This window comes from Streptomyces sp. NPDC023527 (genome assembly GCF_055560115.1).
This window is the reverse complement of the sequence record NZ_JBVHJJ010000006.1, coordinates 1-15,649: the sequence shown is the minus strand read 5'-3', so window position 1 is coordinate 15,649 and position 15,649 is coordinate 1. Positions and strand designations below refer to the sequence as shown.

At 71.7% G+C, this 15,649-nt stretch carries 15 protein-coding genes; 5 read left to right on the top strand and 10 right to left on the bottom strand.

From position 1 onward, the window contains the following. Positions 1-65: 65 nt before the first annotated feature. Positions 66-743 carry a two-component system response regulator AfsQ1 gene (gene afsQ1, locus ACZ303_RS13225; RefSeq protein ID WP_184743397.1) on the bottom strand — a complete coding sequence of 226 codons (678 nt, stop codon included), beginning with the start codon at positions 741-743 and terminating at the stop codon, positions 66-68. Positions 744-937: 194 nt separating this feature from the next. Between afsQ1 and ACZ303_RS13220 the strand changes: the two genes are divergently transcribed. Next, positions 938-1,693: a SigE family RNA polymerase sigma factor gene (locus tag ACZ303_RS13220; protein WP_467338256.1), complete on the top strand. Its 756-nt coding sequence runs from the start codon at positions 938-940 to the stop codon at positions 1,691-1,693. Positions 1,694-1,961: 268 nt separating this feature from the next. Here the strand turns inward: ACZ303_RS13220 and ACZ303_RS13215 are convergent, their stop codons facing one another. After that, on the bottom strand, positions 1,962-2,618 hold the full coding sequence (locus ACZ303_RS13215) for a uridine kinase family protein (RefSeq protein ID WP_467338254.1): 657 nt from the start codon (positions 2,616-2,618) through the stop codon (positions 1,962-1,964). 96 nt (positions 2,619-2,714) lie between these two features. Here ACZ303_RS13215 and ACZ303_RS13210 point away from each other — a divergent pair, with 96 nt between their 5' ends. Beyond that, entirely contained in the window at positions 2,715-3,455 is a 741-nt protein-coding gene (locus ACZ303_RS13210; RefSeq protein ID WP_467338252.1) for a hypothetical protein, read from the top strand. Between the two features lie 66 nt (positions 3,456-3,521). On the opposite strand, the gene ACZ303_RS13205 is transcribed toward ACZ303_RS13210, so the two are convergent. The 3 genes from ACZ303_RS13205 to deoC are packed head-to-tail and all read right to left on the bottom strand — an operon-like array spanning position 3,522 to position 6,818. Next, the gene (locus ACZ303_RS13205) at positions 3,522-4,406 is read right to left on the bottom strand and encodes an aldehyde dehydrogenase family protein (protein WP_467338250.1); all 885 of its coding nucleotides are present in this window, start codon (positions 4,404-4,406) and stop codon (positions 3,522-3,524) included. Next, the gene (locus ACZ303_RS13200; RefSeq protein ID WP_467338248.1) at positions 4,399-5,829 is read right to left on the bottom strand and encodes an aldehyde dehydrogenase family protein; all 1,431 of its coding nucleotides are present in this window, start codon (positions 5,827-5,829) and stop codon (positions 4,399-4,401) included. Before ACZ303_RS13200 ends, ACZ303_RS13205 begins: the two co-directional genes overlap by 8 nt. A gap of 5 nt (positions 5,830-5,834) precedes the next feature. Further along, on the bottom strand, positions 5,835-6,818 hold the full coding sequence (gene deoC, locus ACZ303_RS13195; protein ID WP_467339018.1) for a deoxyribose-phosphate aldolase: 984 nt from the start codon (positions 6,816-6,818) through the stop codon (positions 5,835-5,837). 113 nt (positions 6,819-6,931) lie between these two features. On the opposite strand from deoC, the gene ACZ303_RS13190 reads away from it, so the two are divergent. Beyond that, positions 6,932-7,579 carry a PH domain-containing protein gene (locus tag ACZ303_RS13190; RefSeq protein WP_467338246.1) on the top strand — a complete coding sequence of 216 codons (648 nt, stop codon included), beginning with the start codon at positions 6,932-6,934 and terminating at the stop codon, positions 7,577-7,579. Positions 7,580-7,781: 202 nt separating this feature from the next. Here the strand turns inward: ACZ303_RS13190 and ACZ303_RS13185 are convergent, their stop codons facing one another. The 3 genes from ACZ303_RS13185 to ACZ303_RS13175 all read right to left on the bottom strand — a co-directional run bounded on the left by ACZ303_RS13185 (position 7,782) and on the right by ACZ303_RS13175 (position 11,150). Then, the gene (locus ACZ303_RS13185; RefSeq protein ID WP_467338244.1) at positions 7,782-9,449 is read right to left on the bottom strand and encodes a phospho-sugar mutase; all 1,668 of its coding nucleotides are present in this window, start codon (positions 9,447-9,449) and stop codon (positions 7,782-7,784) included. 326 nt (positions 9,450-9,775) lie between these two features. Next, positions 9,776-10,597, bottom strand: a complete 822-nt coding sequence (locus ACZ303_RS13180) for a purine-nucleoside phosphorylase (RefSeq protein WP_467338242.1) — start codon at positions 10,595-10,597, stop codon at positions 9,776-9,778. 115 nt (positions 10,598-10,712) lie between these two features. Next, on the bottom strand, positions 10,713-11,150 hold the full coding sequence (locus ACZ303_RS13175) for a gamma-glutamylcyclotransferase family protein (RefSeq protein ID WP_467338240.1): 438 nt from the start codon (positions 11,148-11,150) through the stop codon (positions 10,713-10,715). 166 nt (positions 11,151-11,316) lie between these two features. On the opposite strand from ACZ303_RS13175, the gene ACZ303_RS13170 reads away from it, so the two are divergent. Together ACZ303_RS13170 and ACZ303_RS13165 are read left to right on the top strand one after the other, a co-directional pair. Next, the gene (locus ACZ303_RS13170; RefSeq protein ID WP_467338238.1) at positions 11,317-12,774 is read left to right on the top strand and encodes an NAD(P)H-quinone dehydrogenase; all 1,458 of its coding nucleotides are present in this window, start codon (positions 11,317-11,319) and stop codon (positions 12,772-12,774) included. Positions 12,775-12,854: 80 nt separating this feature from the next. Continuing rightward, positions 12,855-13,895 carry a DeoR/GlpR family DNA-binding transcription regulator gene (locus ACZ303_RS13165; RefSeq protein ID WP_467338236.1) on the top strand — a complete coding sequence of 347 codons (1,041 nt, stop codon included), beginning with the start codon at positions 12,855-12,857 and terminating at the stop codon, positions 13,893-13,895. Between the two features lie 11 nt (positions 13,896-13,906). On the opposite strand, the gene ACZ303_RS13160 is transcribed toward ACZ303_RS13165, so the two are convergent. Then, the gene (locus ACZ303_RS13160; RefSeq protein WP_467338234.1) at positions 13,907-14,512 is read right to left on the bottom strand and encodes a TetR/AcrR family transcriptional regulator; all 606 of its coding nucleotides are present in this window, start codon (positions 14,510-14,512) and stop codon (positions 13,907-13,909) included. A gap of 192 nt (positions 14,513-14,704) precedes the next feature. Further along, the coding region (locus ACZ303_RS13155) for a biotin/lipoyl-containing protein (RefSeq protein ID WP_467338232.1) at positions 14,705-15,649 on the bottom strand (945 nt) is incomplete at its 5' end.

The following is a 15,649-nucleotide window of genomic DNA, read 5'->3' as shown; positions in this document are numbered from 1 at the left end:
CCCGTACTCGACCGGGCTCTTGTGTCACTGGGCGCTCTCTGTGCCGTGGGGGCGGGCGGGTGCGGTCACTGCGGGGCGTCCAGGCGGTAGCCGACCCCTCGGACGGTGCGGATCAGGGTCGGTGACGACGGCACGTCCTCGACCTTGGCGCGCAGCCGCTGCACACAGGCGTCCACCAGCCGCGAGTCGCCCAGATAGTCGTGCTCCCACACCAGCCGCAGCAACTGCTGCCGGGACAGCGCCTGTCCCGGCCGCCTGCTGAGCTCCAGCAGCAGCCGCAGCTCGGTCGGGGTCAGCTGGAGGTCCTCGCCGTTCTTGGTGACCGTCATCGCGGACCGGTCGATGACCAGCGAGCCGAACGACGCCGAGTCGCTGGACTCCCGTTCGCCGCGGCGCAGCACCGCCCGGATCCGGGCGTCCAGCACCCGGCCCTGGACGGGCTTGACCACATAGTCGTCCGCGCCGGACTCCAGGCCCACGACGACGTCGATGTCGTCATTGCGCGCGGTGAGCAGGATGATCGGCAGCTGGTCGGTGCGGCGGATGCGCCGGCACACCTCGAAACCATCGATACCGGGCAGCATCACATCCAGCACGATCAGGTCGGGCCGCTGCTCGCGCAGCAGTTTCAGACCGTCCTCACCCGTCGCCGCGGTCACCACACGGTGACCCTGGCGGGACAGGGAGAACTCCAGAGCCGTGCGGATGGCGTCGTCGTCCTCGATCAGCAACAGGAAAGGCACAGTGGTCATTCTGGCCTACGCCGGGCCGGTGGTTCGACCGAAGGCATCCGCCGCCCGGCACCCCGGCCTGTTGCAGGGCTGTGACAGTCGGCGGACAACGCGATGAAACTGGCCCGGCAGGCTTTGGGTCATCGGGCAGCGAACGGCCCGGAACATCAACGGACCGAGCTGGCTCCACCGACGGGGGGCGCGAGATGAACACACTGCACAGCACCATGACCAGCGCAGTCATTCGCACGCGCCTTCATGACGCCGGACGGGGCCCGGAGAAGTCCGGTGCCGTGGGCGGGCGGGGGTGCGCCCGCGGCACCGGACGTGTACGGCCGCCATACATGGTGGCGATCGACGCGATCGCGTACGGGGAGGCCACGGGGGCCTCGGGGGAGAGCAAGGGCGCTTCCGGGACGAAGGGGGCGGAGAAGGCGGACGCCGAAGCGGCGTTCACCGCATACGTCCAGGAGCGCCGGGCCTCCCTGTACGCGACCGCGTACCACCTGACGGGCGACCGGCACGAGGCCGAGGACCTGTTGCAGAGCGCGCTGTTCTCCACCTACCGCGCCTGGGACCGGATCACCGACAAGGCCGCGGTCGGCGGTTACCTGCGCCGCACGATGACCAATCTGCACATCAGCGCCTGGCGCCGCCGCAAGCTGAACGAGTACCCGACCGAGGAACTGCCGGAGACGGTGGGCGAGACGGACGCGATGCGCGGCACCGAGCTGCGCGCCGTGCTGTGGCAGGCGCTCGCCCGACTGCCCGAACTCCAGCGCACGATGCTCGTCCTGCGCTACTACGAGGGCCGCACGGACCCGGAGATCGCCGAGATCCTGGACATCAGCGTCGGCACGGTCAAGAGCAGCATCTGGCGCTCGCTGCGCCGGCTGCGCGACGACGAGGTCATCGGATCCGACCGGGGCGTACGCGAGTCCTTCGGCGAGCTGGTGGCCTGAAGACACCGGAGGGGCGCTCGGGGGAGCGCGGGGGGACCTACGGGGGGCGGAGCGGGTCGGGACAGGCGGGGGGCCTGTACCGGCCCGCTCCGGCGTGTACGGGCCCCGGGGTCCTGCGCCTTGGGGTCCTACGCCTTGCGGTCCTGTGCCTTGGGATCCTGTGCCTTGCGGTCCTGCGCCTTGGGGTGCTGAGTCGCGCGTACGGTGACGGCCGGCTCGTGCCGGACGGGGGAAGCCCGCCCTCCTGCCGGTCATGCGCACGCGTCGGTCAGACGTGCACGCCCTCCCGCCGCCCGGCGGCCGCCGCGGCGATCCGGCCCATGGCGGTGTCCTTGCCGCAGGCGTAGGCGCCGAGCGCCGCCTGGCGGGCCACGATGCCGCGCTCGGAGCGCATCAGCCGCAGCCCGCGGCGCACGAGGTAGAGCACCGGCTTACGGGCCTCGCGCAGGTCGCGCAGCAGCCGGCGGCGGAAGGTGGTGGCCGGCCGGCCGCGCAGGCACAGGGCGTCGGCGAGGACGCCCAGGTCGCGGCAGCGGTCGATGATGTCGGCGGCGAAGATGCCCTCGGCTATGAACAGCGGGGTGCGGCCGATGTCCAGGGCGCTCTCACCGGTCCGCGAGCTGGAGGCGATGTCGTAGACCGGCACGTTCGTGCGGGACGTACGGCACAGGTCGTCGATGGCGCGCACGGCCGCGTCGGCGTCCCACGACAGCGGTGAGTCCCAGTCGGTGCCCGAGCCGTCCGTGAGGACCGGCAGCGTCGGGTCGGTCCCCTCCTTGTAGAAGTCGTCGAGATTGAGGACCGGCAGCCCGGTGCGGGCCGCGAGGGACGACTTTCCCGAACCGGACGGACCGGTGAGCAGGATGACGCGCGCGGGGGTCAAGTGGGGAGTCACGGGACACCAGTGTGAGGCATTGGGCCGCATGGGGGATCCCCCCGGGTCGGAGGATGCGCGCACAGTCACCATTCCACTACGGTGCGTTGTCGTTCGTTCCGGCAACTCTCGACCCGGCAGGTGGCCATGGCCTCGCACGCACGACACGCACGTCCCGCTCCCTCCTCGGCCGCCGGCCGGCGCGGCCTGATGCGCCTCGGGCTGACCGTGTCGGCCGGAGCGGCCGTCGTCGCGGGAGGCGCCGGGGCCGCGAACGCGTTCGAGGCCCCCAAGGCGACGATGGGCGTGACGTCCGTGCGGTCGGCCGCGGAAGGCGTCGACACCGCGCTGGGCGTGTCGTCGGAGGCCACGTTCAGCACGCTGCGGCAGCTGAAGTTCAACCCGCTGGCCGGGACGGGCAGTGACCCGTTCAACAACGCGGTCGGCACGCAGGTCTCCGACTTCAAGCCGGTGAGCACCGCCGTGGTGACGGAACCGCTCGCCAAGGGCGCGGCACTGGACGACTTCTCCTTGACGGACCGGGTGCACGCGCTGACGGGCCCGCGCGAACCGGTCAGGGCGCACGCCAAGCGGAAGGCCCCGGCCGCACGCCCCGCCGGAAGCAGCGGGACGCTGCGGGACCTGTCGGTGCGGGACACCGTCTCGACCATGGCGTCCAAGACACCGCCGCCGCCCGCCCGGCTCCCGGCCGAGGAGAGCGGCACCCTGCGGGACCTGTCGGTGCCGCACACCCTCTCGACGCTGACGGCCGAGACGCCGTCCCGCCCCGCCCGGCACCCGGCCCAGGAGAGCGGCACCCTGCGCGATCTGTCGGTGCCGCACACGCTCTCGACGCTGACGGCCCCGACGCCGCCCAAGGCCCGCTAGCGCGCGTACGACGGCGGCGGCTCCCCTCGATCCGAGGGGAGCCGCCGCCGTCGTACGCTCAAGGGCTCAGTAGGACGAGCCGCCGGCGCCGAGGGAGCCGGTGGGGTGCCAGACCGTCCGGGTCTCCAGGAAGGCCGTCATCCGCTCCGTGCCGGGGGCCGCGGCCCAGTCCACAGGCTGTGGACGCAGGACGCGCTTGAGGTTGTCCGCCGCGGCGATCTCCAGCTCCTTCGCCAGCTCGGCGTCGGCGCCCGCGAGGTCGATCGCGTTGACGTCCTGGTGCGCGGCCAGCGACGGGGCGATCTCGCCCGCACGGCCCGACAGGATGTTGACGACGCCGCCGGGGACGTCGGAGGTGGCCAGCACCTCGCCCAGCGACAGAGCCGGCAGCGGGGCCTTCTCGGAGGCCACCACGACCACGGTGTTGCCGGTGGCGATCGCCGGGGCGATCACCGAGACCAGGCCGAGGAACGACGACTCCTGCGGCGCGAGCACGGCGACGACGCCGGTCGGCTCGGTGGCGGAGACGTTGAAGAACGGGCCCGCGACCGGGTTGACCGAGCCGGTGATCTGGCCGATCTTGTCGGTCCAGCCCGCGTACCAGACCCAGCGGTCGATGGCGGCGTCCACCTGCACGGCGGCCTTCGCCTTCGACAGGCCCTCCGCCTCGGCGACCTCCGCGACGAACTGGTCGCGGCGCCCCTCCAGCATCTCGGCGACGCGGTAGAGGACCTGGCCGCGGTTGTACGCGGTGGCGCCGGACCAGCCGCCGACGGCCTTGCGGGCCGCGACGACCGCGTCACGGGCGTCCTTGCGGGAGGACAGCGGGGCGTTGGCCAGCCAATTGCCCTTGGAGTCGGTCACCTCGTACACCCGCCCGCTCTCGGACCGGGGGAACTTGCCCCCGACGAACAGCTTGTAGGTCTTGAAGACAGTCAAGCGCTCAGACATCGAGGTACGCCTCCAGACCGTGGCGGCCGCCCTCGCGGCCGAATCCCGACTCCTTGAAGCCGCCGAACGGCGAGGTCGGGTCGAACTTGTTGAACGTGTTGGCCCAGATGACGCCCGCGCGCAGCTTGCTCGCGACGGCCAGCATGCGCGAGCCCTTCTCCGTCCAGATGCCGGCGGAGAGGCCGTACTGCGAGTTGTTCGCCTTCGCGACCGCCTCGGCCGGGGTGCGGAACGACAGCACCGACAGCACCGGGCCGAAGATCTCCTCGCGGGCGATCCGGTGGGCCTGGGTGACGTTCGTGAACAGCGTCGGCGCGAACCAGAAGCCGTTCTCCGGCAGGTCGCAGGCCGGCGCCCAGCGCTCGGCGCCCTCCGCCACCCCGCTGTCGGCCAGCTCGGTGATCCGGGCCAGCTGCTCGGCGGAGTTGATCGCGCCGATGTCGGTGTTCTTGTCCAGCGGGTCGCCCAGGCGCAGCGTCGACAGGCGGCGCTTGAGGGAGTCCAGCAGCTCGTCCTGGATCGACTCCTGCACCAGCAGGCGCGAGCCCGCGCAGCAGACCTGGCCCTGGTTGAAGAAGATGCCCTGGACGATGCCCTCGACGGCCTGGTCGATGGGGGCGTCGTCGAAGACGATGTTGGCGCCCTTGCCGCCCAGCTCCAGGGTGAGCTTCTTGTCCGAGCCGGCGACCGTACGGGCGATGGCCTTGCCGACCGCCGTGGAGCCGGTGAACGCGACCTTGTTCACGCCCTCGTGACCGACGAGCGCGGCGCCCGTGGTGCCGTCACCGGTGACGATGTTGACGACGCCCTTGGGCAGGCCGGCCTGGCGGCAGATGTCCGCGAAGAACAGCGCCGACAGGGGAGTGGTCTCGGCCGGCTTGAGGACGACGGTGTTGCCGGTGGCCAGCGCCGGGGCGATCTTCCAGGCCAGCATCAGCAGCGGGAAGTTCCAGGGGATGACCTGGCCCGCCACGCCCAGCGGCCGGGGGTTGGCGCCGTAGCCCGCGTGGTCGAGCTTGTCGGCCCAGCCCGCGTAGTAGAAGAAGTGCGCGGCGACCAGGGGGAGGTCCGCGTCGCGGGTCTCCTTGATCGGCTTGCCGTTGTCCAGGGTCTCCAGGACGGCCAGCTCGCGCGAGCGCTCCTGGATGATCCGCGCGATGCGGAACAGGTACTTGGCGCGCTCGGCGCCCGGCAGCGCCGACCACTTCTCGAACGCCTTGCGGGCGGCCTTCACCGCGCGGTCGACGTCCTCGGCGGAGCCGTGCGCGACCTCGGAGAGCACCTCCTCGGAGGAGGGGCTGATCGTCTTGAAGACCTTGCCGCCGGTGGCGTCGGTGAACTCGCCGTCGATGAACAGGCCGTACGACGGGGCGATGTCGACGACCGCGCGCGACTCGGGTGCGGGTGCGTATTCAAATGCCATGTCGGTCAGTCCACCGTCACGTAGTCGGGACCGGAGTAGCGGCCGGTGCTCAGCTTCTGCCGCTGCATCAGCAGGTCGTTCAGGAGGCTGGAGGCACCGAAGCGGAACCAGGTGTTGTCCAGCCAGTCCTCGCCCACGGTCTCATTGACCAGGACCAGGAACTTGATGGCGTCCTTGGTCGTGCGGATGCCGCCGGCCGGCTTCACGCCGACCTGGACGCCGGTCTGCGCGCGGAAGTCGCGCACGGCCTCCAGCATCAGCAGGGTGTTCGCCGGGGTGGCGTTGACCGCGACCTTGCCGGTCGAGGTCTTGATGAAGTCGGCGCCCGCGAGCATCCCGATCCAGGAGGCGCGGCGGATGTTGTCGTACGTCGACAGCTCGCCGGTCTCGAAGATCACCTTCAGCCGGGCCTTGTCGGCGCACTCGGCCTTGACGGCCCGGATCTCCTCGAAGACGTCCATGTACCGGCCGGACAGGAAAGCGCCACGGTCGATGACCATGTCGATCTCGTCGGCGCCGGCGGCGATGGCGTCCCGGGTGTCCGCGAGCTTCACCGGCAGCGCGGCGCGGCCGGCGGGGAACGCGGTGGCGACGGACGCGACCTTCACGTCCGAGCCGTGCAGGGCGGCCTTGGCGGCGGCCACCATGTCGGGGTAGACGCAGACCGCGGCGGTCGTGGGCGTCGTGCGGTCGGTCGGGTCGGGGTGGACGGCCTTCGCGGCCAGCGCCCGGACCTTGCCCGGGGTGTCCGCGCCTTCCAGCGTGGTCAGGTCGATCATCGAGATCGCCAGGTCGATGGCGTAGGCCTTCGCCGAGGTCTTGATCGAGCGGGTGCCGAGCGAGGCGGCGCGGGCCTCCAGCCCGACCGCGTCGACGCCCGGGAGGCCGTGCAGGAAGCGGCGCAGCGCGCTGTCGGAGGCGGTCACGTCCGCCAGCTCCGTCAGCCGCCCCGCGGCGTCATTGCCGTGTGCGGGAACTGTGGTGGGCATGGTCACCAGATGAGCATATCTACGCGCGTAGCGCGTGTCACCCCCCGGCTCCTCGGCTTTGCGTAACGACTTGGGGGCGGTCCCCTCCGCGAGGGCTGAGGCACAATCGGCGCATGACGAGCCCGGACGACTCCTCCGCCACTTCGCCCCCGCAGGCACCGGACGGCTTCGCCGAGCGGTGTTACCGCTCGGCCGCCGGCATCGCGAGCGGCATCCTCCTGCTGGGCCTCGTCGGCTGGCTCGGCGGCGACGCCGTGGCGCGGGGCGCGGGGCAGACGCCGTGGCTGGCCCTGGCCGGTCTGCTGTGCGTGGTCCCGCTCGTGATCGCCTTCACGCTGCGGCCGGCCGTGTGGGCCGGGCCGGACCGGCTGCTGGTGCGGAACCCGTTCCGTACGATCACGCTGCCGTGGGCCCGCGTGGACGGCGTCCGCGCCGGCTACTCCAGTGAGGTGTTCGCCGACGGCGCGAAGTACCAGCTGTGGTCGATCCCCGTCTCGCTCCGCCAGCGCAAGACCGCCGCGCGGCGCCAGAACCAGGCGGTGGCCGAGGGGCTGCCCGGCGCGGCCTCCGCCGCGCTCGGCGCCGAGCGGTCGCTGCGGGCGCCCTCGGACCAGGCGATCGAGGACCTCCGCGAGCTCGCCGAGCGGGGGGCGTCCCGCGAGGGGGCACAGGGCCCGGTCGTGGTGCGGTGGGCCTACGAGCTGATCGTGCCGTCCCTGGTGGGGCTGGTGCTGCTGGTGGTGCTGTTCGCCGTGGGGTGACGGTTCGGGGGCGCCCGGCGGTGGGTGGGCTCGGCTGTCGGTACGTGGACGCGTGGTGCGTGCCGCGCCCTGCCGTTGGGACGCGGGCGCGCCCCGCCCGTACGTGTGAGGGCCGGGGCGCTCCGGGGTGGTCCTGGGCTTTTTCTTCTCGCCCTGTGACCATCCCTTCGCGTCCCGGCCCCTCACGCCGTGTTCGGTGTCGTCAGATGCCCGCCGCCCTCGACAGGTCCGTTTTGATCGACGCCAGGACCTCCGTCGCGCGGGCCCGCGCGTCCGCCAGGGCGATCGCGGACGCCACCGGCACCACGACCTCCAGGTAGCACTTGATCTTCGGCTCGGTGCCGCTCGGGCGGACGATGACGCGCGCGCCGGAGACCTCCCCGGCCGTGTCACCCGCCAGGTGGTACCGCAGGCCGTCGGTCGGCGGCAGCGCCGCCGAGCCCTTCGACAGGTCCTCGGCCGACGTCACCTGGAGCCCGGCCAGCACCGTCGGCGGCTGCTCGCGCAGGCGCCGCATCGCGTCCGAGATCAGCGACAGGTCCTCGACCCGCACCGACAGCTGGTCCGTGGCGTGCAGACCGTGCTCGACGGCCAGGTCGTCCAGCAGGTCCGTCAGCGTACGGCCGGACTCCTTGAGCTCCGCCGCCAGCTCGGCCACCAGCAGCGCCGCCGTGATGCCGTCCTTGTCGCGCACGCCCGCCGGGTCGACGCAGTAGCCCAGCGCCTCCTCGTACGCGTACCGCAGGCCGTCCACGCGGGCGAGCCACTTGAAGCCCGTCAGCGTCTCCTCGTACCCGGCACCCGGCGCGGCCGCCGCGATGCGGGACAGCAGCGACGACGACACGATCGTCGTCGTGAACGTGCCCTGCGCCTTCTTGTGGACCAGGTGCGTCGCCAGCAGCGCGCCCACCTCGTCGCCGCGCAGCATGCGCCAGCCCTCGACGGAGTCCTCGTCCGGCACCGCGACGGCGCAGCGGTCCGCGTCCGGGTCGTTGGCGATGATGATGTCCGGCGCGGCCTCGCGGGCCGTGGCGAACGCCAGGTCCATCGCGCCCGGCTCCTCCGGGTTCGGGAAGGCGACCGTCGGGAAGTTCGGGTCCGGCTCGGCCTGCTCGGCGACCACCGTCGGCGCCGGGAAGCCGGCCCGCTCGAAGGCGGCCGTCAGGACGGTGCGGCCGACGCCGTGCAGGGGTGTGTAGACGACGCGGACGTCCCGGGGGGAGCCGCTGGTCAGGACCGCGTCCGTACGCTCCAGGTACGCCTCCACGATCGTCTCGCGGAGCGTCTCCCAGCCGGCCGACGGACGGGGCACCTCGTCCAGGCCCTCGATCGCGGCGATCTCGGCGGCGATCTCCGCGTCGGCCGGCGGCACGATCTGGGAGCCGTCGCCCAGGTAGACCTTGTAGCCGTTGTCCCGCGGCGGGTTGTGGCTCGCGGTCACCTCGACGCCCGCGACCGCGCCGAGGTGGCGGATCGCGAAGGCGAGCACCGGGGTGGGCAGCGGCCTCGGCAGCAGCGCGGCCTTCAGGCCCGCGCCGACCATGACGGCCGCGGTGTCGATCGCGAAGTCCGCGCTCTTGTGGCGGGCGTCGTAGCCGATGACGACCGTGCCGCCGGTGTGGCCCTGCTTCTTCAGGTACGCGGCGAGACCGGCGGCCGCGCGGATGACGACGGCGCGGTTCATGCGCAGCGGGCCGGCGCCGAGCTCGCCGCGGAGGCCGGCGGTGCCGAACTGGAGGGTGCCGCCGAAGCGGGCGCTCAGCTCGGCGGTGTTCCCGGCGTCGATGAGCGCGGCGAGCTCTTCGCGGGTGTCGGGATCGGGGTCCTCGGCGAGCCACGTCTTGGCTTGCGCGATGAGGTCTCGCTCCACGGGTTCTCCTCCGGAGGGGTCAGAAAAATGTGCCGGGTGCTGTGGTTCGGGGTGGTGCGGGTGCGCTTCGGGGTGCGGGTGCGTCGTGGGTCGGGGGCGGGCGGGTGGGGCCCTACGGGGCTGCATGATTTACGGGCGCTGCTCAATGCCTCATTCGTTGCCCTGAACCTCGCCCGCAAATCACGCTTTACGCCCCTTGCCGGGCCCCACCCGCCCGCCCCCTCCCGCCGGTCCTATGTCTGCGGGCCGGGTACGCGTAAGGGTGTTTGCAGGGCGGGAAGCTCAGCAGCCCTGCAAACACCCTTGTTCCGCCGGGGCGGGAATGATCAGAGGCGGTCGAGGACCGATGCCAGCAGTGCGCCCATCTGCGTGGCCGAGTCGCGGCCCGCCTGGAGGACCTCTTCGTGGTTGAGGGGCTCGCCCGTCATGCCCGCGGCCAGGTTCGTGACCAGGGAGATGCCCAGGACCTCGGCGCCGGCCTCGCGGGCGGCGATCGCCTCGAGGGTGGTCGACATGCCGACCAGGTCCGCGCCGAGCGTGCGGATCATCTTGATCTCCGCCGGCGTCTCGTAGTGCGGGCCGGGGAACTGGACGTAGACGCCCTCTTCGAGGGTCGGGTCCACCTCCTGGCAGAGGGCGCGCAGGCGGGGGGAGTACAGGTCGGTGAGGTCGACGAAGTTCGCGCCGACGATCGGCGAGGTCGCCGTGAGGTTGATGTGGTCGCTGATCAGCACCGGCTGACCGGGGCGCATGCCCTCGCGGAGGCCGCCGCAGCCGTTGGTCAGGACGACGGTCTTGACGCCCGCGGCCACTGCCGTGCGGACGCCGTGGGCGACGGCGGCGACGCCGCGGCCCTCGTAGAAGTGGGTGCGGCCGAGGAAGACGAGCACGCGCTTGTCGTTGACCTTGTACGAGCGGATGGTGCCCGCGTGGCCCGCGACGGCCGGCGGCGGGAAGCCGGGGAGCTCGGTGACCGGGAACTCGATCTCGGGGGTGCCGAGAGCTTCGGTGGCGGGTACCCAGCCGGAGCCCATGACCAGGGCGACGTCGTGGGTCTCCGCACCGGTGAGCTCACGCAGACGGGCGGCGGCGGTGTCGGCCGCGGCGTACGGGTCGGCCTGGATGTCCGGAGTAACTGATGCGTTCACGCGGACGAGGGTAGCCGCTCTTCGCCTACGCGCGTAGATGTCGCTGGTCACGGTGTTCCGATTGTTGCTTTGTGGCATGCGACGAGACCGATTCGTCACCCGGCGCGCCGCGCCGTCAGCACGGGCGCTTGCGGAGCTCCATGACGTAGTCGTGCGGGGCGCCCGCCGATTCGGCCGCGTCGGCGATCTCGCCCAGGTAGCGGGCGGAGGGCAGGCCGCCCTCGTAGCCGTTGAGGACGTAGACCCAGGCGGCCTCCTCGCCGTCGAGGGTGTGCACGCGCACTCTCATCCGGCGGTAGATGTCGAGGCCGACACCCTCCCAACGGTCCATCGAGTCCTCGTCCATCGGAGCGATGTCGTAGAGCGCGACGAAGACCTGGGAGCGCGGCGCCTCGACGACCGTGGCCAGCGCACCCTCCCAGCCCAGCTGCTCGCCGCCGAAGGTCAGTCGCCAGTCGGCGAGCCAGCCCGTGCCGCGCAGGGGCGAGTGCGGTGCGCGGCGGGACATCAGCCGCGCGTCGAGGTTGCCGGCGTACGCGGCGTAGAGCGACATGGCTCCGAGGGTACGGGAGTGAGGCGGAACGGCATTTGGGATGGCAGGCTCGAAGGGAGGTTCGTCCGGAACCTCCTGCCGGTCCTCGCACGGATGGACGTACGCATTCAGGTACGTATTTCGCGAGGGAGGCCCCGGGAGAAGTCGCTTTGATGGGTGCGGGACAATGGAGTACGTGACTCGGATCGTGATCATCGGTGGCGGACCCGGCGGCTATGAGGCGGCGCTCGTCGCCGCACAGCTCGGCGCGGAGGTGACCGTCGTCGACTGCGACGGTCTGGGCGGGGCGTCGGTGCTCACCGACTGCGTGCCCTCTAAGACGCTCATTGCGACGGCCGAGGTGATGACGACCTTCGACTCCTCGTACGAGGAGCTCGGGATCATCGTCGCCGACGACACGCCGCATCTGGAGCAGGCCGCCCGCGTCGTGGGGGTGGACCTGGGCAAGGTCAACCGACGGGTGAAGCGCCTCGCGCTGGCCCAGTCGCACGACATCACGGCGTCGGTCACCCGCGCGGGCGGTCGCGTGCTGCGGGGCCGGGGACGGCTGGAGCCGCACCAGGCCCCGGACGGCTCGCGCAAGGTCGTGGTGCGGGCCGTCGACGGCACCGAGGAGACGCTCGTCGCCGACGCGGTGCTGATCGCCACCGGCGCGCACCCCCGGGAGATCCCGGACGCCCTGCCGGACGGCGAGCGGATCCTCAACTGGACGCAGGTCTATGACCTCGACGAGCTCCCCGAGGAGCTCATCGTGGTCGGCTCCGGTGTGACGGGCGCCGAGTTCGCCGGCGCGTACCAGGCGCTGGGTTCCAAGGTGACCCTGGTCTCCTCGCGGGACCGGGTGCTGCCGGGTGAGGACCCCGACGCCGCGGCCGTCCTGGAGGACGTCTTCCGGCGCCGCGGCATGAACGTCATGTCGCGCTCGCGGGCGCAGTCCGCCAAGCGCGTGGGCGACCGGGTCGAGGTGACGCTGGCCGACGGCCGCGTGATCACGGGTACGCACTGCCTGATGGCCGTCGGCTCCATCCCCAACACGGCGGGGATCGGGCTGGAGGAGTCCGGCGTCCGGATGAAGGACTCCGGGCACGTCTGGACCGACCGGGTCTCGCGGACCAGCGCGCCGGGCGTCTATGCCGCCGGTGACTGCACGGGTGTTCTGGCGCTGGCCTCCGTCGCGGCGATGCAGGGCCGGATCGCGATGTACCACTTCCTGGGTGACGCGGTGGCCCCGCTGAATCTCAAGGCTGTATCCGCGAACGTATTTACGGATCCGGAGATTGCGACAGTCGGGTACACCCAGGCCGATGTCGACAGCGGCAAGATAGACGCCCGCATGGTGAAGCTGCCGTTGCTGCGCAATCCGCGCGCGAAGATGCAGGGGATCCGGGACGGCTTCGTCAAGATGTTCTGCCGCCCCGGCACGGGCATCGTGGTCGGCGGTGTCGTGGTGGCGCCGCGGGCCAGCGAGCTGATTCACCCGATCTCGATCGCGGTCGACAACAACCTGACCGTGGAGCAGATCGCCAACGCGTTCACCGTCTACCCCTCGCTGTCCGGCTCGCTGGCCGAGGTGGCGCGCCAGTTGCACACCAGGAAGACACAGCAGGGACAGCGCGAGGCATAGTCACCGAGGGTGTCGCTATACCACTTCTTGCGTTCAGTAGCGGACAACTTCCGTTAATTGCTGCAAGCTGCTGAAAACGGATGGTCGTTGGCGTTACTGTCGGTTTCGTGTTCGCTGCAGAACGTCGCCAATTGATCCTCGAAATGGTGCGGGCCAACGGAGCGGTTTCGCTCCGTGAGCTCGCCCGCGTCGTCCAGACCTCAGAAGTGACCGTACGGCGTGACGTGCGGGCACTGGAGGCCGAAGGACTGCTCGACCGCCGGCACGGCGGTGCGGTGCTGCCGGGCGGTTTCACCAGGGAGTCCGGCTTCCCGCAGAAATCCCATCTAGCGACCGCCGAGAAGACGGCCATCGCCGATCTCGCGGCGAGCTTCGTCGAAGAGGGCGAGGCCGTCGTCGTCGGCGCCGGTACGACCACGCAGGAGCTGGCCCGCCGGCTCGCGCGCGTACCGGGGCTGACCGTGGTCACCAACTCCCTGCTCGTCGCGCAGGCCCTGGCACACGCCAACCGCGTCGAGGTCGTCATGACCGGTGGCACCCTGCGCGGTTCCAACTACGCCCTGGTGGGCAGCGGGGCCGAGCAGTCCCTGCAGGGCCTGCGGGTGACGAGAGCGTTCCTGTCCGGGAGCGGGCTGACCGCCGAGCGCGGTCTGTCCACCTCCAACATGCTCTCCGCGAGCGTGGACCGGGCGCTGGTGCAGGCGGCCGCCGAGGTGGTGGTGCTGGCCGACCACACGAAGCTGGGCACCGACACCATGTTCCAGACGGTGCCGACCGACGTGATCACCCGCCTGGTGACGGACGAGCCCCCCGCGCACGACGACCGTGCCGCCACGGAGCTCCAGGCCCTCGCCGACCAGGGCGTCCACATCTCGGTCGCCGGGCCCGGCGCGGGGTCGGGCTCGGGGCCGACGGGCGTCTCGGGCGGCGAGACCGGGCCGCCCTCCCGGCGGCGGGACGTTCCGCCGCTGCCCGGCCAGCGCCGTACGCACCCCATGGGGCCGGGCCAGCCGCCCGGCCCCGGCCAGGGAGGTCAGCAGGGGCCCCAGCTCCGCAGCGCGGTGTCCCTGGGCGACGGTTCGACGGCGAGGGTGGCGGACCTGGCACCCCGGCGGCGGTGACGCGGGTGTCCTCAGACGCCTTCGGGGTTTGAGGACACCGCCTTCAGGCCGGTCAGGGTCAGCAGGAGCAGCCGGTCCGCGAGCCCGGGGTCGTCCGGCGACTGCTCGACCGCCAGCGAGATGGCATTGGTCAGCTGCATCAGATCCACGATGTCGACATCCGCCCGGACCGCCCCGACCTGCTGAGCGCGGGCGAGCAGCCTGCTGCCCGCGTCCCGCAACGGCAGGCTGCACCGCGACATGGCCGACGCCTCGTCGGTCTGCGCGGCCATCAGGGCCCGTGACAGCCCCCGGTAGGTGCTGGCGTGCGCCACGATGGCCCGCAGCCAGTCCACCAGGGCCCGGCAGGGCTCGGGCGACGCCAGCAGCTCACGCGAACGAGTGATCAGCCCGTCGAGCTCGCCCTGGAAGACGGCGCTCATCAGCGCCGTGCGATTGGGGAAATGGCGGTAGAGCGTCCCGATGCCGACGCCCGCGCGACGGGCGATGTCTTCGAGGGAGGCGTCCGTGCCGTGTGCGGTGAAGGCGGTACGAGCCTCGGTGAGCAGCCGCTCGTAGTTGCGCCGTGCGTCCGCGCGCATGGGTCGTGGTGACGTCTGCGCCGTGTCGGTCGCCATTCCGTCCGTCCTCCCGCTCAGTGGCCGCCAGCGGCGGCCTGTGTCCCGCGCCTCAAGGATGCCAGGCGGGGCGGGCCCGGAGTGGCGGCCGGGTGGGAGGACGGCCGGATCTCCCCGGTCCCGGGCGCGGATGCCGTGAGCCCCGGCCGGAGATCGTCCGGCCGGGGCTCACGGGAGGTGCTGTGCGGAGTGTCAGTCCTTGATTTCGCAGATGACGGCGCCGGAGGAGACGGAGCCGCCGATCTCGGCGGTGATGCCCTTGACGGTGCCCGCGCGGTGCGCGTTGAGGGGCTGTTCCATCTTCATCGCTTCCAGGACCACGATCAGGTCGCCCACGGCGACCTCCTGGCCCTCCTCGACCGCGACCTTCACGATCGTGCCCTGCATCGGCGACGTCAGCGCGTCCCCCGAAGCCGCCGAACCGGCCTTCTTCGCCGCCCGCCGCTTGGGCTTCGCACCCCCCGCCGCCGCCGTTCGCGCGATCGTCATCCCCAGCGAGGACGGCAGCGAGACCTCCAGGCGCTTGCCCCCGACCTCGACCACCACGGTCTCGCGGCCCTCGGGCTCACCCTCGTCCTCAGCCACCGCAGGCCCGGTGAACGCGGCAATGGTGTTGACGAACTCCGTCTCGATCCACCGCGTGTGCACCGCGAACGGATCCGAGGTGAACGCCGGATCGACCACCACGGCCCGGTGGAAGGGGATCGCGGTGGCCATGCCCTCGACGGTGAACTCGCCCAGCGCCCGCGCCGCACGCTGCAACGCCTGCTCACGCGTGGCACCCGTGACGATCAGCTTGGCCAGCAGCGAGTCCCACGCCGGACCGATGACCGACCCGGACTCCACACCCGCGTCCAGCCGCACACCCGGACCCGACGGCGCGTCGAAACGCGTCACCGTCCCCGGCGCCGGCAGGAAGTTACGGCCCGGGTCCTCACCATTGATACGGAACTCGAACGAGTGACCGCGCAGCGGCGGGTCGTCGTAACCCAGTGCCTCGCCGTCGGCGATGCGGAACATCTCCCGCACCAGGTCGATGCCGGTGACCTCTTCGGTGACCGGGTGTTCGACCTGCAGGCGGGTGTTGACCTCCAGGAAGGAGATCGTGCCGTCCTGGCCCACCAGGAACTCGCACGT